At 63.4% G+C, this 26,063-nt stretch carries 21 protein-coding genes; 14 read left to right on the top strand and 7 right to left on the bottom strand.

Annotation, left to right across the window (positions count from 1 at the left end; genetic code table 11):
• Nucleotides 1–152 precede the first annotated feature (152 nt).
• The 5 genes from infC to BLU67_RS07830 all read left to right on the top strand — a co-directional run bounded on the left by infC (nucleotide 153) and on the right by BLU67_RS07830 (nucleotide 3,416).
• Nucleotides 153–824, top strand: coding sequence for a translation initiation factor IF-3 (gene infC / locus BLU67_RS07855; RefSeq protein WP_092564804.1), 672 nt, complete (start codon nucleotides 153–155; stop codon nucleotides 822–824).
• Nucleotides 825–910: 86 nt separating this feature from the next.
• Nucleotides 911–1,105 (top strand): 50S ribosomal protein L35, encoded by a 195-nt coding sequence (rpmI, locus tag BLU67_RS07850; RefSeq protein WP_092564693.1) that lies wholly within the window; start codon nucleotides 911–913, stop codon nucleotides 1,103–1,105.
• A gap of 41 nt (nucleotides 1,106–1,146) precedes the next feature.
• Nucleotides 1,147–1,530 carry a 50S ribosomal protein L20 gene (gene rplT / locus BLU67_RS07845; protein WP_092564691.1) on the top strand — a complete coding sequence of 128 codons (384 nt, stop codon included), beginning with the start codon at nucleotides 1,147–1,149 and terminating at the stop codon, nucleotides 1,528–1,530.
• A gap of 141 nt (nucleotides 1,531–1,671) precedes the next feature.
• Entirely contained in the window at nucleotides 1,672–2,346 is a 675-nt protein-coding gene (locus BLU67_RS07840; RefSeq protein WP_176780743.1) for a TrmH family RNA methyltransferase, read from the top strand.
• Between the two features lie 410 nt (nucleotides 2,347–2,756).
• The gene (locus tag BLU67_RS07830) at nucleotides 2,757–3,416 is read left to right on the top strand and encodes a transaldolase family protein (RefSeq protein ID WP_176780742.1); all 660 of its coding nucleotides are present in this window, start codon (nucleotides 2,757–2,759) and stop codon (nucleotides 3,414–3,416) included.
• 67 nt (nucleotides 3,417–3,483) lie between these two features.
• Here BLU67_RS07830 and BLU67_RS07825 read toward each other — a convergent pair whose 3' ends face one another.
• The 7 genes from BLU67_RS07825 to BLU67_RS07795 form a co-directional block, all read right to left on the bottom strand.
• On the bottom strand, nucleotides 3,484–5,121 hold the full coding sequence (locus BLU67_RS07825; protein ID WP_092564683.1) for a fucose isomerase: 1,638 nt from the start codon (nucleotides 5,119–5,121) through the stop codon (nucleotides 3,484–3,486).
• Nucleotides 5,122–5,136: 15 nt separating this feature from the next.
• A complete protein-coding gene (locus BLU67_RS07820; RefSeq protein ID WP_092564681.1) occupies nucleotides 5,137–6,150 on the bottom strand; it encodes a LacI family DNA-binding transcriptional regulator in 1,014 nt (337 codons plus the stop codon).
• Complete coding sequence (gene xylB, locus BLU67_RS07815; RefSeq protein WP_092564678.1) at nucleotides 6,147–7,637, bottom strand: xylulokinase; 1,491 nt, start codon at nucleotides 7,635–7,637, stop codon at nucleotides 6,147–6,149. The genes BLU67_RS07820 and xylB overlap by 4 nt, the downstream gene beginning before the upstream one ends.
• A gap of 70 nt (nucleotides 7,638–7,707) precedes the next feature.
• The gene (locus tag BLU67_RS07810) at nucleotides 7,708–8,700 is read right to left on the bottom strand and encodes an ABC transporter substrate-binding protein (protein WP_092564677.1); all 993 of its coding nucleotides are present in this window, start codon (nucleotides 8,698–8,700) and stop codon (nucleotides 7,708–7,710) included.
• 32 nt (nucleotides 8,701–8,732) lie between these two features.
• Complete coding sequence (locus BLU67_RS07805; RefSeq protein ID WP_261977072.1) at nucleotides 8,733–9,755, bottom strand: ABC transporter permease; 1,023 nt, start codon at nucleotides 9,753–9,755, stop codon at nucleotides 8,733–8,735.
• A complete protein-coding gene (locus tag BLU67_RS07800) occupies nucleotides 9,752–11,278 on the bottom strand; it encodes a sugar ABC transporter ATP-binding protein (RefSeq protein WP_092564675.1) in 1,527 nt (508 codons plus the stop codon). Before BLU67_RS07800 ends, BLU67_RS07805 begins: the two co-directional genes overlap by 4 nt.
• Nucleotides 11,271–11,702: an RbsD/FucU domain-containing protein gene (locus BLU67_RS07795; RefSeq protein ID WP_092564673.1), complete on the bottom strand. Its 432-nt coding sequence runs from the start codon at nucleotides 11,700–11,702 to the stop codon at nucleotides 11,271–11,273. The genes BLU67_RS07800 and BLU67_RS07795 overlap by 8 nt, the downstream gene beginning before the upstream one ends.
• A 329-nt stretch (nucleotides 11,703–12,031) precedes the next feature.
• On the opposite strand from BLU67_RS07795, the gene BLU67_RS07790 reads away from it, so the two are divergent.
• The 9 genes from BLU67_RS07790 (at nucleotide 12,032) to BLU67_RS07750 (ending at nucleotide 25,969) form a co-directional block, all read left to right on the top strand.
• Nucleotides 12,032–13,480, top strand: coding sequence for a rhamnulokinase (locus BLU67_RS07790; protein WP_092564671.1), 1,449 nt, complete (start codon nucleotides 12,032–12,034; stop codon nucleotides 13,478–13,480).
• Nucleotides 13,481–13,563: 83 nt separating this feature from the next.
• Entirely contained in the window at nucleotides 13,564–14,313 is a 750-nt protein-coding gene (locus tag BLU67_RS07785) for a DeoR/GlpR family DNA-binding transcription regulator (RefSeq protein ID WP_092564669.1), read from the top strand.
• A 16-nt stretch (nucleotides 14,314–14,329) separates the two neighbouring features.
• The gene (locus BLU67_RS12575; protein WP_261977071.1) at nucleotides 14,330–16,573 is read left to right on the top strand and encodes an SDR family NAD(P)-dependent oxidoreductase; all 2,244 of its coding nucleotides are present in this window, start codon (nucleotides 14,330–14,332) and stop codon (nucleotides 16,571–16,573) included.
• A gap of 11 nt (nucleotides 16,574–16,584) precedes the next feature.
• Entirely contained in the window at nucleotides 16,585–18,246 is a 1,662-nt protein-coding gene (locus BLU67_RS07775; protein WP_092564667.1) for an alcohol dehydrogenase catalytic domain-containing protein, read from the top strand.
• 85 nt (nucleotides 18,247–18,331) lie between these two features.
• On the top strand, nucleotides 18,332–19,081 hold the full coding sequence (locus BLU67_RS07770) for a DeoR/GlpR family DNA-binding transcription regulator (RefSeq protein WP_092564665.1): 750 nt from the start codon (nucleotides 18,332–18,334) through the stop codon (nucleotides 19,079–19,081).
• 8 nt (nucleotides 19,082–19,089) lie between these two features.
• Nucleotides 19,090–20,481: a dihydrolipoamide acetyltransferase family protein gene (locus tag BLU67_RS07765; protein WP_092564663.1), complete on the top strand. Its 1,392-nt coding sequence runs from the start codon at nucleotides 19,090–19,092 to the stop codon at nucleotides 20,479–20,481.
• Between the two features lie 9 nt (nucleotides 20,482–20,490).
• Nucleotides 20,491–21,858: a dihydrolipoyl dehydrogenase gene (lpdA, locus tag BLU67_RS07760; RefSeq protein ID WP_261977070.1), complete on the top strand. Its 1,368-nt coding sequence runs from the start codon at nucleotides 20,491–20,493 to the stop codon at nucleotides 21,856–21,858.
• Nucleotides 21,859–21,882: 24 nt separating this feature from the next.
• The gene (locus BLU67_RS07755) at nucleotides 21,883–24,339 is read left to right on the top strand and encodes an alpha-ketoacid dehydrogenase subunit alpha/beta (RefSeq protein WP_092564659.1); all 2,457 of its coding nucleotides are present in this window, start codon (nucleotides 21,883–21,885) and stop codon (nucleotides 24,337–24,339) included.
• 133 nt (nucleotides 24,340–24,472) lie between these two features.
• Nucleotides 24,473–25,969 (top strand): FGGY-family carbohydrate kinase, encoded by a 1,497-nt coding sequence (locus tag BLU67_RS07750; RefSeq protein WP_222842428.1) that lies wholly within the window; start codon nucleotides 24,473–24,475, stop codon nucleotides 25,967–25,969.
• The last annotated feature ends 94 nt before the right edge of the window (nucleotides 25,970–26,063 follow it).

Raw genomic sequence — 26,063 nt, 5'->3', positions numbered from 1 at the left:
ACCCCTGGCGCATCGAAGTGATTCTGGTAAAGTAGCTTGCTGGTAGACGGTCCATACCGTCATTGCAAAGCGGAAGCCTGCTTCCCACCCAGGTGCCGACCTTCGGATAATCCCGATGACTGGTGCCGGGTCACGATACCGCAGCCTTTGGCATGCGGCGTCATTGTAGGCCTCCGTGCGCACCCCGCTACGGAGGCCTTTTCTTCGTGGTGGCCCCTCAAACTGCAAGGAGCGATCACATCAACGAGCCACGCATTAACGATCGGATCCGCGTGCCAGAGGTCCGTCTTATCGGACCCGATGGCGAGCAGGTCGGTGTCGTTCGCGTCGACGCAGCAATGAAACTCGCAGAAGAGGTGAACCTCGATCTCGTCGAGGTAGCCCCCGATGCTCGGCCCCCGGTGGCCAAGCTCATGGACTACGGCAAGTACAAGTACGAAGCCGCCATGAAAGCACGCGATGCTCGCCGCAACCAGGCGAACACGCAGCTGAAGGAAATCCGGTTCCGCCTGAAGATCGACGACCACGACTACGAAACGAAGCGTGGGCATGCGATCCGCTTTTTGAAGGGTGGGGACAAGGTCAAGGCGATCATCCAGTTCCGTGGCCGCGAGCAGTCGCGACCGGAGATGGGCATTCGTCTCCTTGAGCGCCTAGCCGATGACGTCGCCGAGTACGGAAATGTTGAGTCGCAGCCCCGCCAGGACGGACGCAACATGACCATGGTGATTGGACCCATGGCGAAGAAGGTTCAGGCCCGTTCCGAACAGCGTCGCCGCCGCGAAGCCAAGCAGGCCGAGCAGGCAGCCGCACAGGACGCCTAACCGCCACTATTCGTGAATCGCCCGGTGCCCACCGGTTCCGGGCAGGACAACAGCGCCGCAAGGCGCACACCTGAAGGACACAGGATATGCCGAAGAACAAGACGCACTCCGGTGCGAAGAAGCGCTTCCGCGTGACCGGCAGCGGCAAGATCATGCACGAGCGCCGCAATAAGCGTCACCTGCTGGAGCACAAGCCGACCAAGCGCAAGCGTCGTCTGTCGAAGGACGTTGTGCTGGCCAAGGCGGAAACCAAGACCGTCAAGCGCCTGCTCGGTAAGTAACCGGCGCACTGAAGACTTTTTAGAGAATCAAGGAGAAGTAGATGGCACGCGTGAAGCGGGCAGTTAACGCCCATAAGAAGCGTCGCACAACTCTGGAACGCGCCAAGGGTTACCGTGGCCAGCGTTCGCGGCTTTACCGCAAGGCCAAGGAGCAGGTCACGCATTCGTTCGTGTACTCCTACCGGGACCGCAAGGCGAAGAAGGGTGACTTCCGCCGCCTGTGGATCCAGCGCATCAACGCGGCCGCTCGCGCCGAAGGCATGACCTACAACCGGTTCATGCAGGGCCTGCGCCTCGCCGAGATCGAGGTTGACCGCCGCATGCTCGCCGAGCTCGCCGTGAACGACCCGGCCGCCTTCAAGGCCCTGGTCGCCGCTGCGAAGAAGGCTTTGCCGGAGGACGTCAACGCTCCCAAGGCTTCCTAGTTGAGCAACTCAGAGCGCCCGCCAGTGCTCGCTAACCCCCGATCCGACCGGATCCGGAAGGTGGCAGCACTCGGCGGGCGCTCTGTGCGTTCCCGCCAGGGTCGCTATCTCATCGAAGGACCCCAGGCTGTTCGTGAAGCCGTGAGGTTCGCGCCGACCTCGATCGTGGACCTCTATGCAGATGTGTCCGTAGCGAACGTCGCGATCGGTGAAATCGCGCGGGAAGCTGAATCCGGGGGAGTACGCACCTCGATTGCAACAAGCGAGGTCATGCGCGCGATCTCCGCCGACTGTCAGGGAGTCGCGGCAGTTGCCGAGCTACCACTCGCGGTAGCTGCTGCAGATCTGGCTGAGGCGGTGAGCGGTGGCCACCTCGTGATGTGTCTGCCGCAGATCTCCGATCCGGGTAACCTCGGCACCCTGATCCGGATCGCTGATGCTGCCGGCGCTGATGCCGTCATCATCGGTTCCGGATCCGTGGAGCTCACGAACCCAAAGGTCATTCGATCCAGTGTCGGTTCGGTGTTCCACCTCCCGATCGTCACCGATACTGAGTTTGATTCCGTCGCCCAGCTACTGCGCGAGCAGGGGTACATCGTGGTTGGGGCTGATGGCCATGCACACAACGAACTGCCCAACGTTCCCGCACTAAAGCGAGACCGGCTCGCTTGGGTTTTCGGCAACGAAGCCCACGGTCTGAGCGCAGCCGAGCGCGCGGCATGCGACGAGCTGGCAAAGGTGCCGCTACTCGGGCGCGCTGAATCTCTCAATGTCGCCGCAGCAGCGGCAATTTGCATGTACACCCGGATTTGGTAAACCAGTCACTCGCCCGTAAAGAATGGGCTTTCCGTGATGTAAGTGCGCAGGAACTCGCTAAGGAATACTCTCTGGCCCTGGGGGTATGCTGAGTCATAGGAAGTGCGTAATGCAAGGTTGATCCCCTCCAGGTAGATTGAAAACTTCATCAACTCGCTACGCTCGCCGGTTCTTTCGCAGCTGATCTTGTCACCTATGTTCGGAATCCGTTTGTTTTCGGGCGCCGCACGCAATGCAACGAGTTGGAGGTTCTTCCCCCTCAGTTTCCTATGGTCTGAGAGGATTGCCGCGCGCAGAACTCGGTCGATTCTGGCGCACCATCTAGGCCAAGAGGCTCAGATCCAGGGATTCACCTCGGCGTTAGACTGGGCGTACCACCTCAGTTTTCAAAGGGGCCCCATCTTATGCTTATGCTCGATACCGCCAACGTGGATAAGGCCAAGGAACTCGTTCGCACCGGCCTTTTCAAAGGTATTACGACGAATCCCACCATCCTCGCCCGCTCGAACTTGGGGCAGGACGCCATCCCCGGACTCTACGAGGAGTTTTGCAAGCTCCCGTTCGAGCACATTTTCTTCCAAGCTATCGGCTACAGCACCGGTGAACTCCTGGAATCGGGTCTGGAAATCGCGAACCTCGGACGCAACATTATCGTGAAGGTGCCCGCCTCCCGCGAAGGCTACGAGGTTGTGCACGAGCTCCACTCACGCGGCATCCCCACGCTGCTGACTGCGGCCTACCATCCCACTCAGGCGATGGCGGCCAAGGAGCTGGGCTGCTGGGGGATTGCGCCCTATGCCGGTCGGCTCGAAGATCTCGGCCAGGACCCCGTCAAGACCATCGCCACGATGGTCGACATTCTGCGCGGCACCGGGGTGCGCACGTTCGCGGCTTCGCTGCGGAGCCCCGACATCGTGGGAATCCTGGGGGCCCGGGGCGTTCCGGATTTCACGATGAGTGTGGAGATCGCCGAACGTATCATCGACAATCCGCACACTCTTGAGGCAGTCGATGCGTTCATGCGTGACTCAGAAAAGATGAGTCACCACGACCACAACCTCGAGCGCTAAGACCAAACAGAACGGCGCCGCTCAGATACATGAGCGGCGCCGTGTGGTCAGCGGTAGGAGAACTGACCTAGATGGAGACGTCTCCAACGAGGTGGACTTCGTATCCCATGGCCTCAAACATTGCGGCCTTGGCAGTGAGAGCCTTGTCTGCGGTCTCCGCGTCGGGAGCGTAGACGACGTTCAGGTGGTTCGCCTTGTGGCGGGCCATCATCTGATCGCGGGTGACACCGTGCAAGATGGCGTTCATGATCGGCCACTCGGGGTTGGTGCCATCCAAGCGGCGCTGGACCTCTTCTTCGGGCATCTCCACACACGTGCCTCGTCCGAGGTCGACATGGAGCTTGCCGTCCATGACGAAGACGCGTGACCAGACGATCTCGCCGGGCTTGCTCGTGCCCTGCAGTGTGCCGCCGCCGAGCGGGAAGAAGTAGTAGGACTGGCGGTAGGAGTGGGCATTTTCGTAGCCGCCCAGGTGCGAGGCGGGAACGGCGCCAGAGATCTCCAGCACCCACACGAACTCGTCGTCCCACATTCCGCCCCAGCGCACATCGTGCAGGGTCGTGGCAGGATCCAGGCCCATGGCGGTCCAGATGCGGTTGGTGACGAGCGCATCGACGGCGACGCACTGATCGACTTCGTTGAAGTGCGGCAGCGCCTTGCCCTCGTAGAGCACGCGGTCACCTTCGCGTGACTTCACCGGCGGGCGGTTCGGATCGTTGAGCAGGCCCTCCACGAGATCCGACGCCGGCACGACGTCCTTCAGGCCCTGCTGGTACTGGATACCGACGGCGTCAGCGCCGAAATCATCGGCCATGCGAAGGGCCGCGATGTACATCTTGCACTGCGAGCGGACCTGCTCATCGGTCAGGTTCTCCTTCTCATCGCCCTCATTGTTGATGTGGAAGGTCATGCCCGCATTGTCGAGCCAGGCCCGAACCTCATCGGCCTCTTCATCGGAGACGGTCTCCATCTCGGCCACGAGGGCCGACTGGGACAGGCGCTCCTTGTAGATGCCGGCCGGGTTGATGAGCTCGTCTTCAAGCAGGGCGTTGTACATGCCCATGCAATATTCATCGAAGACGGCCAGGATGGCCTTTTCTTCCTTGAGCTGGCGGGCGAGCGCGACGCCCAGGCGCTTTTCTTCCGAATCGGCAAGCTCAGGCAGATCCTTCACGTGAGAGGTATCGTGCTCGATCGAACCGGTCTCGAGCCACTCCTTGAGCTTGTCCTTGAACCAGTCGTCGGTGAACTCCTCGCTCCAGAGTGCGGAGTAGTCGATGCCGGCCTTGGTCATCGATCCGGTCAGGTTGAGCAGGCCGACGAGGCCCGGGAAGTCACCGGCGAAGTTCGCGACGACGAGGATTGGGCCCTCGTGGTCACGCAGGCCGTGCAGTAGGTGGTGGGAGTACTGCCACACAGCCTCAATGACGACGAGCGGGGCGTCCTTTGGGATGGTCGCAAAGACCTCCATGCCGCGCTTTTGGGAGTCAATGAAACCGTGACCGGTCTCAGGATCGACGTCGTGAGCCCGCTCAACGTCCCAACCGAAGTCCTTGGCTGCTGCGGCGAACTGGCTCTCAACCTCTTGTTGCTTGTCCCAGGTCTTGACGTTCGTGGTCAAACGCAGATCGCCATTGGCAACGACATACAAAGTCTTGTCTTTGGCCTTGGGGCGCTCAGCAATGGTTGGGAATGTGTAACTCATCTTCACTTCCTTGGGTTATGCGGTTACCGAGTGAATAGTCGGAGGTGCGGTGGCGAATTCGGTCTCGATTGTCGGTGGCAGGACGATCGACTTGGTGGGCGCAGCGCTAGATTCAATGCGCTCCATCAGCATGTGGGCGGCGTGGGATCCCATCTCGCGCATGGGCATGCCCGCGACGAGGATTCCTGCCGGTGGATCAAGGATGAAGGGCAACTCACCGAAGGAGAAGATGCCCATCTCCGGCGGATGGATCGAGGCTCGGGCGAGTTCCCGCAGGGCGCCGACGGTCAGGCGGTTGTTGGCCGCAAAGATCGCGTCTGGGGGAGAATCCAGCGCCAAGAGTTGGCGCACCGCGCTTATGCCGCCATCGATCGTGTAGCTCGTGCGAACGAGGAGATCGGGCCGGGCGTTCTTTTCGAAGGCGTCCCAGACTCCTCGGCGCCAGCCTTCGGCCCGGTTGTCCGCGGTTTCGGTCCCGGGAGGCCCCGTTATGCAGGCGATGTCGCGGTATCCGTGTGAGGCGAGGGCGAGCACAGCATCGCGTGCACCCTGGACGTTGTCGATGATGACGGAATCGAGGCTGTTGAGTCGTGCCGTCCGGTCGATCGTGACGACAGGAACGCGATGGAGCTCGGCCAGCGAGTAGTCCGTTTGGGCGTTGACCGGTGCCGAGATGATTCCGGCCACCGGCTCGGAGATAACCGCCTTGAGGTATTCGGCTTCCTTGACCGGGTCTTCGTCGGTATTGCAGATCATGACGGCGTAGCCGCGGGAGCGAGCGATATCCTCGACCGCTCGCACGATGGTTGTGTAAAAGGAGTTCGCGATGTCAGGAACGAGCATGGCGATGAGCTCGGAGGCCCGGGTGCGGAGGCGTCTGGCGTTGCGGTTCGGTACGAAGTCCAGTTCTTGCACCGCGGCCATGACAGCGGAAATGCTCTTGGGGGAGGTCCGTCCGCCGTTGAGCACGCGAGAGACCGTCGCAGGCGAAACGTTCGCGAGTTGAGCCACATCGTAAATCGTTGTCATGACCGGGCTAGCTCCTTGCCGAACCGAGGGAGATCATCAATCTTCTTTACCGTACGGTAGACCTCGGTAAATCGTTGAAGCTCATCGCGATACTGACGAGTCTGCGGCTCGAAGGTCGCGGTGATGCGCGATGCGCTCCGGGCGTCGCTAAAGCTGAGCTGGCCGAGCCCCACCAGGCCGGTGATTCCGGCGCCAAGCGAGGTGGCGTTGGTTGTGACGTTGCGGCGGTTGATTGGCAGTTGCACGATATCGGCGAGCAGTTGGAGCCAGCCGTCAGATTGCGCGCCGCCGCCAACGGCATCGAGGGAGCGTGGGGAGGTATCCTCGGGTGCCACGGCCTCTAGGCACAGCGCGAGCGTGAAGCTGATGCCAAGGAGTGCGGCCCGCGTGATGTCGGCACGGGTGTGTCGCGGCGTGAGTCCGATCGTTGCGCCCCGAGCATCGGCATCCCACCAGGGAGAGCGCTCGCCGAGGAGGTAGGGGACCATGATGAGATCGGGGTCCGGATCCGTCAGGCTCAGGGCCTCAGAGATGAGGGTGGGGGTGTCGCTTCCGACGAGTCGGGCGATCCACTCAAGAGTGCTGCCCGCATTCTGGGTCGTAGCACACGGGCAGTAATGGTCCGGGGTGATGGCCGCGAAGGTGAAGCCGCGGCGCTGCGGATCCGACAACACGTCATGCGTCGTAGCGGCCACCCACGCGGAGGTACCGAGCGAGAGGTAGGGCGGATCATCGCTTGCGGTGCAGCCGGCTCCGATGCTCGCGATGGGGCCATCGCCGCCGCCAACGATGACGGGGATGCCCGGTTGCAGTCCGAGTTCGGCTGCCGCGTCCGTGCGCAGCGCTCCGAGCGTGTCGATTGAGGAATGGATGGGAGGGAGGATGTCGTTTGAGATTCCGGCTGCGGCGAGGACCTCATTCGACCACGTCTTGTTCTTGATGTCGTAGGCGCCCGTGGATGAGGCATCGGAGTGGTCGGTCGCGACCTCTCCCGTCAGGCGGTAATTGACGTAGTCCTTGGAGACGCAGATGCGAGAAATCTTCGAGAAGTTCTCGGGCTCGTGGTCACGGACCCACATGAGTTTAGGCAGCGTGTAGGTCGCTGCGAGGCGGTGACCTGTGACCTCGTAGCTATGTTCGTCCCCGAGGGCTTCGGTCAGGTCCGCGGCTTGGGCGGCAGCGCGCTGGTCGGACCAGATGGGCGCGGGCCGGATGGGAGTGCCGGATCGATCCAGACAAACGAGGCCCATCATCTGGCCGCTGACGCACAGGCCCTTGATCGCTGCCGGGGGAGTCGCGGTCTTCGCGAGCAACTGCTGCGAAGTACTGACGACGGCGCGGTACCAGTCGTCGGGGTTCTGCTCTACGCGAGCGCCCACCAGATATGCGGTCGGGTAGGAGGCACTCGATGCGGCGCGAATGGTGCCGTCGTCATCGTGCAGGGTCGCTTTGGTCGCCGATGTTCCGATGTCAAAAGCAATGAGCACGATGTCCTCCTTTCATGAAATGCGGGGGCAGACCGGCGGCCTGCCCCCGCAAGAGATCTGGCCGTTCTACTTACTCGTAGAGGTTGGGCTTAATCTCGTCGCTGTCCATGTTGTCCTTGGTGTACCAGGCGAAGCCCGAGTCGATGACCGGTTCGAGGCTCTCGCCCTTGATCGCGGCGATGGCAGCCTTGACGGTCTCGTAACCGATCTTCACCGGCGACTGGGTGATAGCGCCTGCCATGGACCCGTCCTTGATCGCATCCAGCTGCGGCTTGCCGGAGTCGAAGCCGACGACCGTCACCTTGCCGACGTTGCCGGACTCCTTGACGCCCTGAACAACGCCGATGGCTGCGGCTTCATTGGTGCCGTACATGCCGGTGATGTCAGAGTTCGAGCTCAGGATGGCCTTGGTAACGTCAGCAGCCTTACCGACCTCACCCGCGTACTGTTCCTGGATGACCTCAATGTCCGGAGCGTTCTGTTCCATCCACTCCTTGAAACCGAAGCAACGGTCCTTGCCCGTCTGGGAGGTCTGGTCGTGGCAGACCAGGCCGACCTTGCCCTTGTTACCGAGGAGTTCGGCCAGCTGCTTGGCGGCTTCCGCGGCAGCGGCCTTGTTATCGGTCTGGACAGTCGTGACCGGAATATCGGACTCGACACCGGAGTCGAATGCGACGACCGGAATGTTGGCGTTCTTCGCCTCCTCCAGCAGCGGTGCGGCGGCCTTGGAGTCAAGCGCGGCAAACCCGAGTGCTGCCGGCTTGGTGTTCAGCGCGGTCTTCAGCTGGTCGAGCTGCTCGGTGATGGCCTGTTCATTTGCGGGGCCAACGAATTCGACCTTGTAACCGAATTCCTTGCCGGCTTCCTCCGCGCCTTCCTTCACTGCCTGCCAGAAGCGGTGCTGGAAGCCCTTGGATACGAGGTAGATCGTCTGCTCCCCGCCGCCACCTTCGGTGGATCCTGTTGCTCCGCCGGTATCGGAGGGAGCATTATTTCCTCCGCCGCAGGCAGCCAGGCCGAGCGACAATACGGCTGCAACGGCGATCGTCTTGAGTCGACGCATGGTTTCCTCTTTCGTTGATGTGTTGTGTTGGACTAGACCGCGGCCGCGCGGCTGCGGCGGACGTTATCGGCAAAGACGGCCAGAAGGACGACGATGCCCGTGACGACGAGCTGCCACTGCTGGGCAACTCCCATCATTTGGAGGCCGGTTGTGAGCGTGTTCATCAGTAGGGCACCGATCATGGTGCCGATGATGTTGGCTCGACCACCAGCCAGGGACGTGCCACCGATGACGACGGCGGCGATAGCTTGCAATTCGAGGCCCAGGCCCTCAGCAGGCTGGGAATATCCGAAACGCGCGCTGTACAAGATGGCACCAATAGCGGTGAAGAGGCCGGCCACCATGTAGATGATGATCTTCCACTTCTTGACGTTGATGCCCGAGAGGCGAGTTGCTTCTTCGTTCGAACCGATCGCGAGCGCGTAGCGCCCGACGAGAGTCTTGGAAAGCAAGAAGGCGGCGATGATGGTGCACACGATGAAGACGAGTGCTGCGTTCTTCAAACCCGGAATGACGTTGCCATTGGAGATGGCGTAGTAGGTGGGCGACTGGATCTGGATCGAGGATGCCTTGGACAAGATGAGGGAAAGGCCGTTGGCGACCATCATCATGGCGAGCGTGGCGATAAACGGTGGGATACCGAGGATCGCGATATTTGCGCCGTTAATGAAGCCGAGGAGCAAGCCGACCCCGAGGGTGAGGAGCAAGCCGACGGGAAGTGGCAGGCCCATGTGGTCAGTGGACAGGAAAAGGCCCGCCATCACCGCGCATAGCGTCATACCCGTACCGACCGACAGGTCGATGCCCGCGGTTGCGATGACGAAGGTCGCGCCAAGCGCCATGACACCGATGGCGGCAGTCTTGAGCAGAATGTCCGGAAGGATCGTCGGCCCGGAGAATCCGGGGGCGAAAATGAGGAAGATGATATAGACCGCAATGAGGGCTGCTGCCGCAAAGAGCTGCTGCATGGAGGCCCTAAAGAACCCGAGTACGGGGTTCGGGGCTCGTTCCTCAGCGCGGGCTTCCGCCCGTTCGCGTGGGGTTGTTTCGGTCACGACGCGTCTCCCTCCATAAGGGCTTTGCCGACGGTGGCAAGCTCCATGATGTTTTCCTGAGTGGCTTCTTCGTTGTCGAGAATGCCGGTGATTCGTCCGTGGGCCATGACAGCAATCCGGTGGGACATCCGGAGGACTTCGGGCAGTTCGGAACTAATCATGATGATGGATTTGCCCTGGGCCGTCAGGTCCTCGAGCAGTTGGTAAATCTCTTCCTTGGCGCCCACGTCGATGCCGCGGGTAGGTTCATCAAAGATGAGGATGTCGCTGTCCCGTATCAGCCATTTGGCGATCACGACCTTTTGCTGGTTGCCGCCAGATAGCTTGTTCAGCGTCTGGTTAATGGACGGCGTTTTGATCCGCAGCTGACCACGGTACTTGTCGGCATCGCGCTTGGTCTTGGCATCGTTGATGACGCCGGCGCTCGTGTAATGGTCCATCGAGGCGATGGCGGTGTTGGTCTTGACGTCCTGGTCGACCAACAGGCCGAACTGCTTGCGGTCTTCGGACAGGTAACCGATCCCGTGGCGGACGCCATCTGCGGCGTTACTGATCTTGACCTTCTTACCGTGGACCTCGATCGTGCCTTCGGTGCGGTGATCGGCCCCCGAAATGCAGCGAGCGACCTCGGTGCGGCCGGCGCCCATGAGTCCCGCGAAGCCGAGGATCTCGCCCTTCTTCAGATCGAAGTTGACGTCATGCAAGAGGCGCTTGGTCGACAGCCCGGATACGGATAGGACGATCTCATCGGACAGGGGAGCTGTCTTCGGTCGCGCGTCGGCTGCCACCTGGCGGCCGACCATCATAGAGATGATCTCGCGGACCTCGACCTTGTCGGTCTCGACCGTTCCGATGTACTCGCCGTCGCGCAGGACGGAGACGCGGTCGGTGATCTCCTCAATTTCGGGCATGCGGTGCGAGATGTAGATGAGGCCGGTTTCGGGACCAACGAAGTCCCTAATCATCTCGAACAGGGCTTCGGTTTCTTGCACGGTCAGCGCCGCGGTCGGCTCATCCATGATGAGGACCTTGGAGTCGTAGGACAGGGCGCGAGCGATCTCGATCATCTGCAGTCGTGCGACCGACAGTTCGCGGCAGTAGGCCTTCGGGTCGATCGCCATTCCGAGACGATCAAATAGATCGCGGGCATCGGAAAGCATCTTCTTGTCATCGATGAACCCGCCGCGCGAGTATCCGGGCCGGCCCATGTACAGGTTCTGTGCCACCGTCAGGTCCGGCACCATGTTGAGTTCCTGGTGGATGATCGATAGGCCCAGGTCGCGCGCGTGGTTCACATCCTTGACCTTCACGCGGTTGCCCTGCAGGTAGATCTCGCCGCCGGGATCCATCGTGTAGATGCCGGTCAGGATTTTCATCAGGGTGGATTTGCCTGCGCCGTTCTCACCGCACAGGCCCAGCACTTCACCCGTGCGCAGCGTCAGGTCGACATTTTGTAGCGCCTTAACGCCGGGGAACGTCTTGGAGACGTTCTTCAGCTCGAGCAACAACGATTGGTCAGCCATGAGTCACTCCCATCGGCACGACACCCTTGCGCAGCAGGGCGTTGCCATAGATCCGGGTTTCACCGGTGCGGATAATCAGCTGTGCGTCAGCCGCGGCGTCGTAGAAGGCGAAGCGTTCGACGAGGCGGACGGTCTCGCGCGTTAATCCCGCGGCGGCCACGAGCTCGGCTTGGACCGGCAGCAATTCGGGCTCGGGACTTTCCATAAGGTCCAGTCCGGGAGCGTCATCGGGAGGGATGACGGTGCAGATTGCCGCCAGGACTTCGGGTGTCGAGGTGCCGGGAAGGTCAATGCTGATGCCGGCGTGAGCTAACCGAGCAGCGGGAAAGTGGGCATCGGCGATGACCACGGAGTCAGAGTGTCCCATTGCGTCCAGGGCAGCCAGGATCTGGCCTGTGAGCAAGGGATTGATGTTGAGCAGCACCTTTGCCTCCAACGGTAGAGTGAAACCAATTTCACGAAATCGATTTCTTAGAGCGTATGGTACGACACACGTTTCGTCAAGCGACACCGAAAAATAACTCAAATTTCACGAAAAACGAGTCAAAACGCTAGAGATGGGCGCACGGAAGGCAAGTGACTGCAGCTTTCGACGACGAGTCTGGCGCGTGGCACCGCCCGCAGTTCTAGGAGATTTCTTGCGTTCAGTAGCGATTCTGGTCATTTTAAGGGGCTGCATCGTGAGTCGGCGCACGTTATGATGAAACCGATTTCCACATCTATGCCGACGCGTCACACGAAGGAGAGTGAACGATGGCTACGCAACACGCAGCAGTCGATCTAGGAGCCTCGAACGGGCGAGTCATGATCGGGTTGGTGGCCGATGATGCGGTCACATTGACCGAGATTCACCGCTTTCCAAACGGCGGCATTCCCGTTGGTGACCATCTCTACACCGACACGCTGGGGCTGTATGCCGGAGTTGTCGAAGGCCTGCGTCGCGCAAACCGAGTAGGCAAGGTCTGCTCCGTGGGTGTGGATTCGTGGGGCGTGGACTACGGCCGGATCGATGTCGAGGGCCAGCTGCTCGGGTCGCCGCGACACTACCGCGATGAGCGCACCATCGCTCAGCAAGAAAAACTCCGCGCTCAGTTCACCGATGACGAGCTTTACCGGATGACGGGCATTCAGCCTGGCGCCGCCTACAACACGATCTACCAGCTCATGGACGACATGACGTCCGTGCAGTGGCCGCTCGTCGATCAGGTGCTCTTTACTCCCGACCTCGTTGGCTTCCTGCTTAGCGGTGCGCGCGGCGCGGAAGCGACGATCGCCTCGACGTCGCAGCTGTTAGACGCTGCCACCCGGCAGTGGTCCCCGGAAATGGCCCGCGCCGCGAGGATCCCGCTGGAGATCTTCGCCGAGCTGCAAGAGCCCGGCACTCGCCGCGGGCGATTGCGCCCGGGCCTCATCGAGGGCAGCGAGATCGAACTCGTTGCCGTCGGTGGCCACGACACGGCATCGGCTGTCGCGGCGACGCCCGCAGTCGATGAACACTTCGCCTTCATTTCGTGCGGCACCTGGTCGGTCGTGGGTGCCGAGCTCCTCGAGCCGATCAAGTCGAGTGAGGCCTTGGCGGCCGGCTATACGAACGAACTTGGGATCGATGGCACCGTGCGCTTTAACCGCAACCTCACCGGGCTGTGGCTCCTGCAGGAATGTCAGCGCGCCTGGCAGGAAGCCGGCGAGGACGCGAACCTCTTCGATCTGCTTGACGCCGCGGCCCGTTCAAAGGAGCTCGTCTCCGTCGTCGATGCAGGCTCGGAGGTCTTCCTTGCTCGCGGCGATATGCCGAGCCTCATTGCCGAGGAGTGCCGCCGGACCGGCCAACCGGTGCCGCAGGACAAGGGAGCAATGGTTCGGTGCGTGCTCGATTCGCTCGCGCTGGCGCACGCCCGCACGATCCGCGCCATCCAAGAGCTCGGGGGACCGGAGGTCCACGCCGTGCACATCGTCGGAGGCGGGTGCCAAAACGAGCTGCTGTGCCAGCTCACCGCCGACGCCTGCCAGCTGCCCGTCGTCGCGGGCCCCGTGGAAGCCGCCGCCCTCGGCAACATCATCGTGCAGGCCCGCGCCATGGGCGAGCTCGACGGCGACCGCGCGGCGCTCAGAAAGGTCATCGCGAACTCCGGTGGCGTCATCCGCTACGAGCCGCATGGCAGCGCTCGGCCCTGGGATGAGGCGGCGAGCCGAATCTTCTAGCAGACGCGCGAGACAAAAGTCCTTCCCACCAATGTTCGGAGCTGTTAGACTTAACATGATCTAACAAGCAGATGGGATAGTCGATGGCTATTGGCTCACTCAGCGCAGAGAAGCGCCACGCAGTTTTAACCGACCTGCTGGAAAAGAGCGGATCGCTCGATCTGGCAGAAGCGGCCGAAGCATGCGGCGTCTCGGAAATGACAATCCGCCGCGACTTGCAGCAGCTGGAATCACGCGGCCTGGTCAAACGGGTTCGCGGGGGAGCCGTCTCCGTGGAACCAGAACGCTTCGAGCGTCGCGTCGCGATGAACCGCTCCGCCAAGATCAAGATCGCGAGCAAACTCGCCGCCCTCATTCCGGCGCGCGGGATGATCGGGATGGACTCTTCCACCACGCTGCACGCCTTCGCGTTGCGCTCTGATGCGCTCGACGTCGAAGTTTTTACCACCGGCATCGAGAACTTCCTGGCTATGCGGGGCAAGGCCAAGCGAGTCGTGCTCTCCGGCGGCGAACTGGAAGAGGCCACCGACAACCTCGTGGGGCCCGTCGCGCTGAAGGCGCTGGAGGATTTCTACTTCGCGCGCTCCTTCATTTCGATCTCGGCCCTACATCCGGAGTTTGGTGCCACGGACTCGACGATCGAAACTGCCGCGTTTAAGCGGGCCCTGCGGGCTCGCTCCGGTGAGATCGTGCTCGCCACGGATTCGTCGAAGTTCATGACCACCACCGCCAATCTGTCCCTCCCGCTGTCCGAGATCGATGTGCTCGTCACGGAACTCGACCCGGACGACACCCTGCTCGATCCCTTCCGCGATCACGTCGAGATTTTGTAACCCCGAAGGATTAGGTATGTCGCAGCCGCCCGTTGTTAATACACACGTCCACATTCCGCCGAACTTCTCCGCGTTTTCCAGCCCCGAAGATGCGGTAGCCGAGGCCGCCGCGCAAGGGGTCGCCGCGCTCGGGGTCTCCAACTTTTTTGACCAGCAGGTCTATTCGACGTTCGCGACGCTCGCCGAGGACGCGGGCATCGTGCCCCTGTTCGGCCTGGAGTTCATCACGCTCGATGAGGAGTTGGCGGCGGCGGGCGTGAAGGTCAACGATCCGGCCAACCCGGGACGTATCTACCTGTGCGGCAAGGGGATTGACCCGTTCCGCACCAAGTCCGACCTCGCCGAGACCATCGCTCGCGACATTCGCGCGGGCAATGATGAGCGCTCCGGCCTCATGGTGGAGCGGCTCGATGCTCACCTGCGCGAGCACGGCGTGGCGGCCCGCCTGAAGCGTGGCGACATCGAGGCCGAGGTCGCGAAGCGTGGAGGCGTCCCCGCCGAGTGGGTCTCGCTGCAGGAGCGCCACATTGCGCGTGCGGTGGCCGATGAGATCGACAAGCTGCCGGAAAGTGAGCGCGCCGCGACGCTTGGAGCGCTCTACGGCGGCGAGCCGAACCAGGATCCCGCGGATTCGGTTGCGACGCAGGGCGAGATTCGCTCGCGGCTCATGAAGTCCGGTACACCCGGATATGCGCCCGAGGTCCCGCTCGATTTCGCCGACGCCTACCGCTACATCCTCGAGATGGGCGGCATCCCGACCTTCCCGATCCTGGCCGATGGCGCCCCCGAACTCTCGGAGTTCGAGTGGACGCCCGATGTCCTTGCTGGCCATCTCAAGGCGCGCGGCATCTTCGCCGTCGAGCTCATCCCGAACCGCAACCGCAGCGAGATCGTCGACCGCTACGTCACCGAACTCACCGCCGCTGGCATCATCGTCATGGCCGGGACCGAGCACAACACCCAGGAGCGGCTCCCACTGTTGCCCCAGTGTGCCGACGGCCCGCTGTCCGAACTGGCGCGGCAGGCCTTCTACGACGCGACCTGCGTGGTCGCCGCGCATCAGGAGCGCACGCGCAATGGCCAGCCCGGCTATATCGGCGAGGATGGCAGCGTCGTCGGCGACGTCGATGAGCTGCGGGCCGAGGGCGATCGCCTGATCCGCGCCGCGGCTGGTGCCGCGCGCCGATCCGAGCCGGATCTCCTCGCGCCGAAGCTACGTGGCCTGTTTGCAACCGAGGCCGGTCCGGCGATCGTCGTGACTGACGACGCCGCCGACGCCGATGACCTTGCTGGCGCGTGGGAGGTCTCCGCCACCGCAGACATCGCCGACCTGCGCGAGTCCCTCGCGCGCTATCGCGAGGAGCACGGCGGTGAGCCGCAGCTTGTCGTGGCTGGCCGTGCGCTCTACGCGATCGGGCAGCCACTGTCGGTTGCCGGCCGGCTCTCCGGCAAGATCGCCGTCGTCACGGGCGCCGCCCAGGGCTTCGGGCTCGGCGTCAGCGAACATCTCCTGGCCGAGGGCGCCACCGTCGTCCTCGCCGATCTCAACATCGACCTCGCGCGCGCCGAGGCCGAACGCCTCGAGGGGCAGTACGGCGAGGGTCGGGCCCGCGCCGTGGCCATCAACGTCTCCGACGAAGCCTCCTGCAAGGAGGCCATCGCCGAGGTCGTCGCCACCTTCGGCGGCATCGACCTGTTCGTCTCCAACGCTGGCGTGCTGCGCGCCGAGAGCGTCATGACCCAGCCGGTTGCGGACTTTGACCTCGTCACCAGCGTCAACTACCGCGGCTACTTCCTGTGCGTGCGCGCGATCGCGCCCGTCATGGCCGCCCAGTTCGAAGCCGACCCCTCCCGCCTGCTCGACATCGTTGAGGTCAACTCCAAATCGGGGCTGGAGGGCTCGAAGCGAAACTTCGCCTACGCCGGATCAAAGTTCGGCGGCATTGGCCTCACCCAGTCCTTCGCGCTTGAACTGATCGACCATGGCATCAAGGTCAACGCCGTCTGCCCGGGCAATTACCTCGACGGGCCGCTATGGACCGACCCGGAGCGCGGCCTGTTCGTGCAGTATCTGCGCGCAGGCAAGGTCCCGGGCGCCCAGACGATCGACGACGTCCGAGAGTTTTACGAAGCCAAGGTCCCGATGCGTCGCGGCTGCCTGCCGATCGACCTTGCGCGAGCCATTTTCTACCTGACCGAACAGGCCTATGAGACCGGGCAGGCGCTGCCTGTCACCGGCGGCCAGAACATGCTGAATTAAGGAATGCCCCGATGAACGTTGTGCCCTCCACCCAGTACGCCGTCCAGTTCACTGGCGTCGATGAGATCATCATCAATCCCGCAAAGCCCGTCGCGAGCGTGGGCCCGCACGGGATCATGCTGCAGATTGAAGCGTGCGGCATCTGTTTTTCCGACACCAAGCTGCTGCACGCCTTTGACTCCCACCCGCGTAAGTCCGAGGTCGTTGCGGGCCTGACGGAAGAAGAACTCGCCGAGATCCCCGGCTATCAGCCCGGCAGCCTCCCGACCGTACCCGGGCACGAGCCCGTCGCTCGCATCATTGAGGTCGGCGAGAAGGTCACCCATTTCCGCGTGGGCGAGCGCGTCCTTGTCCAGGCGGACTGGAAGCACCTGCCGACGGCGAAATCGAACGCTGCCTTCGGCTACAACTTTGAAGGCGCCCTGCAGGAATTCGTCGTCGTCGACGAGCGGTGCATCGTTGCTCCTAACGGCGATGAGTTCCTCATCCGCGTCGCCGAAGAGCCGACCGCCGCAGCGATCGGATTGATCGAACCGTGGGCAACCGTCGAAGGCGCCTACGCGTGGCGGGAGCGCCGCACGCTCAAGGCTGGCGGTCACCTCCTGGTCGTCGCCGACGCGGACGCTGCCGTCTCTTCGATCGCGGCACTGGTATCGGAGGCGGCCCCGGGCGAGATTACCGCCGTCGGGACTACCGGCGACGCCTTGAGCGTTGCCGCAACGACCGCCGCGAGCCTTGCCGAGCTTGGCGAGCAGCGCTTCGATGACATCATCTACTTCGGCGCCGATGCTGGCGTCATCACGGACCTGGGTGCCCGCCTTGCCGCCCGCTCGATCTTCAACATCGTGCTCGGCGGTAAGCGGATCGAGGGCGTCACGAAGGTCGACGTCGGCCGCGTCCACTACGACTTCATTCGTTACTGCGGCACCACGGGCTCCGACCCCGCGGCCGGCTACGCCTGGATCCCCGAGACGGGGGAGGTGCGCGCCGGCGACAAGCTCGCGATCATGGGCGCGGCCGGGCCTATGGGCCTCATGCACACCATGCGCGCCGTCGTCCTTGGCCTGCCCGATATCTCGATCGACGCCACCGACCTGTCGGCCTCCCGGCTCGAGCACCTCGCGAGCGTCATCGTCCCGGTCGCAGCCGAGACGGGCGTGCCTGTCACCTACCTCAACACGAGCGAGCAGCAGCTCGACGCCGACTATTCCTACGTCGTCGTCATGGTGCCGGCACCGGCCCTCATCGCCGAAGCCGTCACCATCGCCGGCGAAGGCGCGATCGTCAACGCCTTTGCGGGCATTCCCGCCGGCACGCTCGCCGAGATCGACGTCCAGGGCGTCATCGAGCGCCAGATCTTCATGATCGGTACCTCGGGCTCGGACGTCTCCGATATGCGCACGGTTGTGAACAAGATCGAGCGCGGCGATTACGATACGACGATCTCGCTCGACTCGATCACCGGCATGGCCGGGTTCAACGACGCGATCAACGCCGTCATCAATCGGACCTCCGGCGGCAAGATCATGGTCTACCCGCAGCTGCACGACCTGCCCCTCATCGCGCTGAAGGACCTTGCCGACCAGCTGCCCGAGGTCGCCGCCAAGCTCGAGGGCGGGCTGTGGACGCGGGCCGCAGAGGAGGAGCTGCTGCGTGGCGGGAACGGAAACTGACGCACGAAAAACTGTCGAAGCTATTGCGACCGAAAGTTAGTCAGAATAGAATCGAAAGTGAAGCGAAAGTAGGTCAGTGAGGATCATGAACGGGGATCGGCGCGAGCGAGAAGCTCTCATTCTCGATCGCTTGGGCCGCGATGGCCAGGTGTACGTGGCGGATCTTGCCAAGGAATTCGATGTCTCCGAGGTGACTGTCCGAAACACCCTGCGTCACCTGGAATCGCGCGGCCTGCTTATGCGCACGCGCGGCGGTGCCCGCCCATCCTCGATCCAGCACGTGCTCGAGCGCCGCGGCGAAAACGCCGAGGCAAAGGAACGTATCGCGCAGGCCGCCGCGGGGCTCGTGCGTGATGGCGACACCATCATGATCGAGGCCGGGACGACCACCTCGCTGCTCCCGCGATTCTTGACCGGCCGGCGCAACATCAAGATCGTGACGAACTCGACGCTCGTGCTCAACCAAGCGCGCGTCAACCCCGAACTGCACATCATCGTGACGGGCGGATCCTTCCACCGCAAAAGCGAGTCGCTCGTTGGCTCGGGAGCGATCCGTTCGATCCGCGACTACAATGTCCGCCTCGCCTTCGTCGGCACCGACGGCTTTTCGCGCGACGGCCTGACAACCGAGTTCGCGGAAGGCGCCGACATCATCACCGCGATGCATGAGGCAGCAACTGAAACCTGGCTCCTGACCGACTCATCGAAATATGGGCGCGCAGGCTTCGTCAACGTTCTCGGACTATCCGAGCTCACCGGAATTATCACCGACACCGATCTACCCGAGGGCGCGGTCGATGAGGTGTCAGAGCACGCCGACGTGCGTGCCGTCTAGGAGGAATCATGGCCCAAACCGTTGTGATGCCGCAGGCGGGTAACACCGTCGAATCGTGCATCCTCGTGTCCTGGAATGTGGCGGTCGGCGATAGCGTCGAAGCCAGCACCGTCCTGTGCGAAGCAGAAACCGATAAGTCCACGATCGACGTGGAATCGGGCGTCAGCGGCACCGTGCTCGCGCTGCTCGCCGAGGAAGGCGATGAGGTCCCAGTCAAGGCCCCCATCATCCTTATCGGCAACGCGGACGAAAACGCCGAGGCCGCGCTGAAGGAGCTCGGCATCGAACCGCAGACCACCGGCGAAGCCGGCGAGGTCGACGAGTCGAGCGAGGACCCGCTCACCCCCGAAGCCGACGAGGCGGCAACTACGAGCGAACCGGTGGCCCCCGAGGCCGCCGAGCGCCCGGCACCCGTCGCCGGCGCCCCGGCAAGCCCGCGGGCGCGCGGCCGCGCCAGCCACGAGGGCATCGACCTCGATTCCGTTAGCGGCACCGGACCCCACGGGCGCATCATCGAGCAGGACGTCGTTGCGGCAGCGGCCAGCGGCCGCGGCGCGAGCGCCGCCGTCAAGGCGAGCGGCGAGTACCGGCCGGGCGAGGTCCAGGGCACCGGGCTCGGCGGCCGCGTGCGCCGCAGCGACCTCGAAGGCGCGGCCGAGCCGGCAGCGGCATGTCCCGCAGCGACCGGCCGCGACTACCCGGGCGCGACGACGCAGACCCCACTCAAGGGCGTTCGCAAGCTCATCGCGGACCGGATGCGCAATGCGCTGGAGACCTCCGCGCAGCTGTCCTACACCACGAGCGCCAACGCCGCGGCCCTGCTCGCACTGCGCGCCCGGTTCAAGAACTCGGACCCGGCGCTCGGCTACTCGGCCATCACGATCGGCGACCTCGTCTGCTTCGCCACGGTCAAGACGCTCGCCTCGCACTCGGTGCTGAACGCTCACCTCGAGGGCGGCACCCTCACCGAGTTCGCGGCCGTCCACCTGGGCCTTGCCGTGGACACGCCTCGCGGCCTGCTCGTTCCCACGATCCGCAACGCGAGCGCCATGGGCATCCGCGAACTGTCGGCCACCACGAAGGACCTCGCCAGCCAGGCGATCGGCGGCAAGATCGATCCCGAACTCCTCTCGGGCGCGACCTTCACCGTCTCCAACCTCGGCGCCTTCGGCATCGAGTCCTTCGCCCCGATCATTAACGTCCCGCAAACCGGCATTCTCGGCGTCAACACCATCTCGCCGCGCGCCACAACGGATGCCGAAGGGAACGTCGTCGTCGAGCAGCGAATCGGATTCTCCCTCACGGCCGATCACCAGGTGGTCGACGGCGCCGACGCGGCGCGCTTCCTGCGCGACCTCGTCGCCGCGATCGAGAACATCGACCTCACGGTCATCGGCTAGGGGATGGTCATGGATTACGACGTCATCATCATCGGCGGGGGACCGGGTGGCTACATCGCCGCCGAGCGCCTCGCCCACGCCGGCAAGAAGGTCTGCGTCGCCGAACAGGACACCGTCGGCGGCACCTGCCTGAACGTGGGCTGCATCCCGACGAAGTCGCTGCTGAACTCCGCCAAGCTCTACCGCCACGCGCTGGAATCCGAGAAGTTCGGCGTGAGCGTCCAGGGCGTGAGCGCCAACTGGGAGACCATGCAGGCGTGGAAGGCGCAGACCGTCACGACGCTCGTCGGCGGCGTGCTCCAGCTACTCAAGCGCGGCAAGGTCGATGTCCGCAATGCGCATGCCAGCCTCGTTGGCCCCGGCAAGGTCCGGGTCGGCGATGAGGAACTCAGCTGCGAGCACGTCATCGTTGCCACCGGCTCGGTGCCGGTCATGCCGCCCATCCCGGGTGCGCAGGACAACCCCGCCGTCGTGGACTCCACCGGCCTGCTCGAGATCTCGGAGCTGCCCAAGCGCCTCGTCATCATCGGCGGCGGCGTCATCGGCGTCGAATTCGCCTCGATCTTTGGCGCGCTCGGCACCGAGGTCCACGTCATCGAGATGCTCCCAGAGATCGTGCCCTTCATGGACGACGAGCTCGGCTCCCTGCTGCGCTCGGCGATACCCGGCGTCACCTTCCACCTGGGATGCCAGGTCACCGAGATCAAGGGCTCCACAGTCGTCTTCAGCGATCCCGAGGGCAAGACCAACACGCTCGAGGCGGACGTCGTCCTCATGGCCGTCGGCCGCAAGCCCGCGACCGAGGGCTGGGGCGCTAACGAGGCCGGACTGGAACTGGACCGGCGCGGTGTGCGCGTCGATGACACGATGCGCACCAACCTGCCGAACGTCTGGGCCGTGGGCGATGTCACCGGGCGCTCGCTGCTTGCGCACGCGGCCTACCGGATGGGTGAGATCGCCGCGGCCCACATCATCGATGGCGCCAAGGCGAAGGCCGATGGCCAGGTGCTGCGCGAAGAGTGCATTCCCTGGGCCGTCTACTCGCTGCCGGAAGCCGCCGGTGTGGGCCTGACCGAAGCCCAGCTGGCAGACCAGGGAATCGAGCCGGTGACGGTGACCGTCCCACTCGTCCTGTCGGGCCGCTTCGTCGCCGAAAACGGCGTGAAAGAACCCGGAGCCGTCAAGCTCATCGCCGAAGCGAAAAGCCGCGTCATCCGCGGCATCCACATGGTCGGCAACTACGCACCCGAGACCATCTGGGGCGCGGCCGCCACGCTCGAACAAGAACTCAGTATCGATGACCTACGGCAGGTCATCTTCCCCCACCCGACCGTCTCCGAGGGTATCCGCGAAGCGGCCTGGGCCATCGCCGATTAACCCACGAAGGTAAGTGAATAGGACATGACCAAGCACCTCATTGTTGATCCAGCCGACGTCCGGAAATCCCAATCCATCACGTTTTCCGATATCCCGGTCAACGCCTACGAGATGGACTTCAAGGCCGAGCTGAAGCATCACGGCACGGATGGCCTGAAGAACATGCTGCGCGACATGATCGCCATCCGCGCATTCGAATCGATGCTGGACTCAATCAAGAAGACCGGCGGATTCAACGGCATCGAATACAACCACCGCGGTCCGGCCCACCTGTCGATGGGTCAGGAGGCCGCCGCCGTTGGTCAGGCCGCCGAGCTCGGTGCCGAGGACTTTGTCTTCGGCTCCCACCGCTCCCACGGCGAAATCCTGGCCAAGTGCTTCTCGGCCTCCCGCTCGATCGAGATGCCGAAGATTCAGTCGATTATGAAGGACTTCCTCGACGGCGACACGCTGCGTCTGGCCGAAAAGATCCCGTATGACGGCGAGCTGGACCTCGTCGAGAACTTCATCCTCGTGGGAACCCTAGCCGAGATCTTTGCTCGCTCCGCGGGCTTCAACCGCGGCATGGGCGGCTCGATGCACGCTTTCTTCGCCCCGTTCGGCTCTATGCCGAATAATGCGATCGTCGGCGGCTCGGCCCCGATCGCGCAGGGGTCGGCGCTGTACAAGCGCATCAACCGGGAACCCGGCATCGTCATCGCCAACATCGGCGACGCCTCCATGGGGTGTGGCCCGGTGTGGGAAGCCATGTCGTTCGCGGCGATGGACCAGTTCCGCACGCTGTGGCGGGAAGAGGACGGCGGCAATCCGCCGATCCTGTTCAACTTCTTCAATAACTTCTACGGCATGGGCGGCCAAACCTCCGGCGAGACGATGGGCTACGACATCCTCGCCCGCGTCGGCGCCGGCGTGAACGTCGACCAGATGCACGCCGAGCGAGTCGATGGCTACAACCCGCTCGCCGTCGCCGATGCCGTGCGCCGCAAGAAGAAACTGCTGCTGGCTGGCCGCGGCCCGGTCCTCATGGACACGATCACCTACCGCTACGCCGGTCACTCGCCCTCGGATGCCTCCTCCTACCGCACCCGCGAAGAGGTCGAACTGTGGGAGAGCGTCGATTCGATCAAGGACTTCGGCGACCTGCTCGTGAAGAAGAAGGTTCTCAATCGCTCCGAGGTCGACCAGATGTCTGAGGAAATCGACGAGCGCCTGACCAAGGTCCTCGCGCTGACGATCGATGACGAGGCCTGCCCGCGCGTGGATGTCCCGTTCATGGAGTCGATCCTGTACTCCAACGGCAACGAGCCCAAGCTCTCGGATGCCGAAGTCGAGCTCTCCCAGCCCCTCGAGGACAACGATCGCGTCAAGTCGCTGGCCAAGAAGATCCGTACCTCGCACACCGAGGACGGAAAGCCGGTCTCCAAGATCCGGATGTTCTCCTTCCGCGATGCGCTCTTTGAGGCCATGGCCCACGGGTTTGCGACCGACCCGACCATGGCCGCATGGGGCGAAGAGAACCGCGACTGGGGCGGCGCGTTCGCGGTCTACCGTGGCCTGACCGAACTGTTGCCCTACCGCCGCCTGTTCAACTCGCCGATTTCGGAAGCCGCCATCATCGGCGCAGGAGTTGGCTATGCCTTGTCGGGTGGTCGCGCAGTCGTTGAGCTCATGTACTGCGACTTCCTCGGACGCGCCGGTGATGAGATCTTCAACCAGGCTGCCAAGTGGCAGGGGATGAGCGCAGGCCTGCTGAAAATGCCGCTCGTCATGCGCGTGTCGGTCGGTAACAAGTACGGCGCCCAGCACTCGCAGGACTGGTCCTCGATCGTCGCCCACATTCCGGGCCTGAAGGTCTACTTCCCGGCCACACCCACGGACGCCAAGGGCATGCTCAACCTCGCCCTGCGCGGTACCGACCCGGTGGTCTTCCTGGAGTCCCAGCTGCTGTACGACAAGGGCGAAGAGTTCGAGCCCGAGGGCGTGCCGACCGGCTACTACGAGACCGAGGAAGGCGAGCCCGCCATCCGCCGCGAGGGTAAGGACATCACCATCGCGACCATTGGCGCGACCCTGTACCGGGCGCTGGAAGCCGCAGACGTGCTGAAGGAGAAGTACGGCCTGGAGGCTGAGGTCATTGATCTTCGCTTCCTGTGTCCGCTGAAGTATGACACCGTGTTGGAATCTGTGAAGAAGACCGGACGGCTACTCCTCAGCTCGGATGCGGTCACGCGCGGCTCCTTCCTCAACCAGGTTGCCTCCGACATGCAGACCCTGGCCTTCGATTACCTCGATGCACCCGTGGCTGTCGTCGGATCGCGCAACAACGTCACTCCGGCCCCCGAGCTGGAAGACCTCTACTTCCCGCAGGTCGACTGGATGCTCGACACCATCCACGAGCGGATCGTGCCGCTGAAGGGCCACAAGCCCGCGACTAATCAGACCGAAGGAGAGATCCTGCGGCGAGCAGCGAAGGGGTTGTAAGCCGATAGCAGAGACCGGGGTCATCGTCAGTCCGAGAAGATGACCCCGGTCGCGTATTCGGATCGGCGCTCAGCGGTGCAGTAGGCTTTTGAGTCCGCATGAAGTACGAAATCGACAACGAAGTGGATGAGTAGTGGTGAAGGCAGTCTTTGGATTCGACGTAGGAACCTCTAGTAGCAAGGGCGTTCTCACGACCTTGAGCGGGGAGATCCTCGCAACCGCCCAACGCCCGCACGACGTCCAGCGGCCACACAGTGGGCACGTGGAAATGGACCCGAGAATCTGGTGGACCGAGCTCTGCGACGTGGCCCACGAGCTCCTGGACCAACAGCCAGAGGTCGAGGTCGTCTCGGTTGGCGTCTCAGGAATGGGGCCGTGCGTCGCGCTCACAACCCGTGATGGGGAGCCAGTACGCCCGGCAATCCTCTACGGGGTCGATACCCGAGCGATGGACCAGGTCGCGCGCCTCACCGAGGAACTCGGCGGGGCGGAGGAGATCCTCAAGCGAGGCGGCTCCGTCCTCAGTTCGCAAGCGGCGGGTCCCAAGTTCCTGTGGGTGAAGGACAATGAGCCGGAGGTCTATGACCGGGCCGAGCGGTTCTTTATGCCGGCGTCCTTCCTCGTGTGGCAGCTGACCTCCCAGTACACCCTTGATCATCAGTCGGCTTCGCAGTGCACGCCGCTCTACGACACGGAATCCCTCACGTGGTACGAGCCCTGGGCGAAGCAGTCAGCCCCAGCGATCGAGCTGCCGGAGCTCTATTGGGCGGGCGAGACCGTCGGAACAGTGACGGCGAAAGGCCATGCGGCAACGGGCCTTCCCGAGGGGATTCCTGTCGTCACCGGCACGATTGACGCATGGTCCGAAGCGCTATCGGTCGATGCCCATAACGTCGGCGATCTCATGCTCATGTACGGCACGACGATGTTCTTCATCAACACCGTCGATTCGCCGGTGCTGTCAAAAGAGCTATGGGGCACCGTCGGTGCTCTGCCCAATACGCGAAACGTCGCCGGCGGAATGGCGACATCGGGTGCCATCACCGGCTGGCTGCGCAGGCTCTTCGGCGACGCGGATTTCGCCGAGCTCACTGAGCAAGCTCGGCAATCGGGACTCGGCGCGAACGGCCTAATCATGCTGCCGTATTTCGCGGGGGAGAGGACCCCGATCTCCGATCCTGATGCCCGCGGACTCATCCTCGGCTTAACCCTCGACCACTCCCGGGGCGACCTCTACCGCGCAGCGCTCGAAGGCACAGCCATGGGAGTCCGCCACAATATCGAAGCGATCGAAGCTGTCGGAGGCAAAATCGAGCGGATCATTGCCGTCGGCGGCGGCACCCAGGGAGATCTGTGGACGCAGATCGTCTCGGACGTGACTGGACGGCCGCAGGTCATCCCGACGCACACCATCGGGGCCGCTTTTGGAATGGCATGGCTCGCCGCATGCGCGATCGAACCGATCCCCGCGCACGAGTGGAATCCGCCCGCACGGATGCTCGAGCCGAACGCGGAAGATCACGCACGATACGACGAGCTCTACCGCCTGTATACGTCGCTGTACCCCGCGAATATGGAGCAGATGCACGCGCTCGCGGCCATTCAGCGCGCGGGTGACGGGCGGTCGTGACGCAACGATCCCGCCCCCTGAAGAGGCGGGATCGTGCTGCGAGGATAGGGTTAGCGGAACTCTACGAGCAGTGGCCCATGGGAGTCCGGTTCTA

The sequence above is a fragment of the Bowdeniella nasicola genome, assembly GCF_900107735.1.
In the GTDB taxonomy this organism is placed as follows: Bacteria; Actinomycetota; Actinomycetes; order Actinomycetales; family Actinomycetaceae; genus Bowdeniella; species Bowdeniella massiliensis.
Note: the sequence above shows the minus strand (reverse complement) of the source record. Positions and strands in the feature narration are given on the sequence as shown.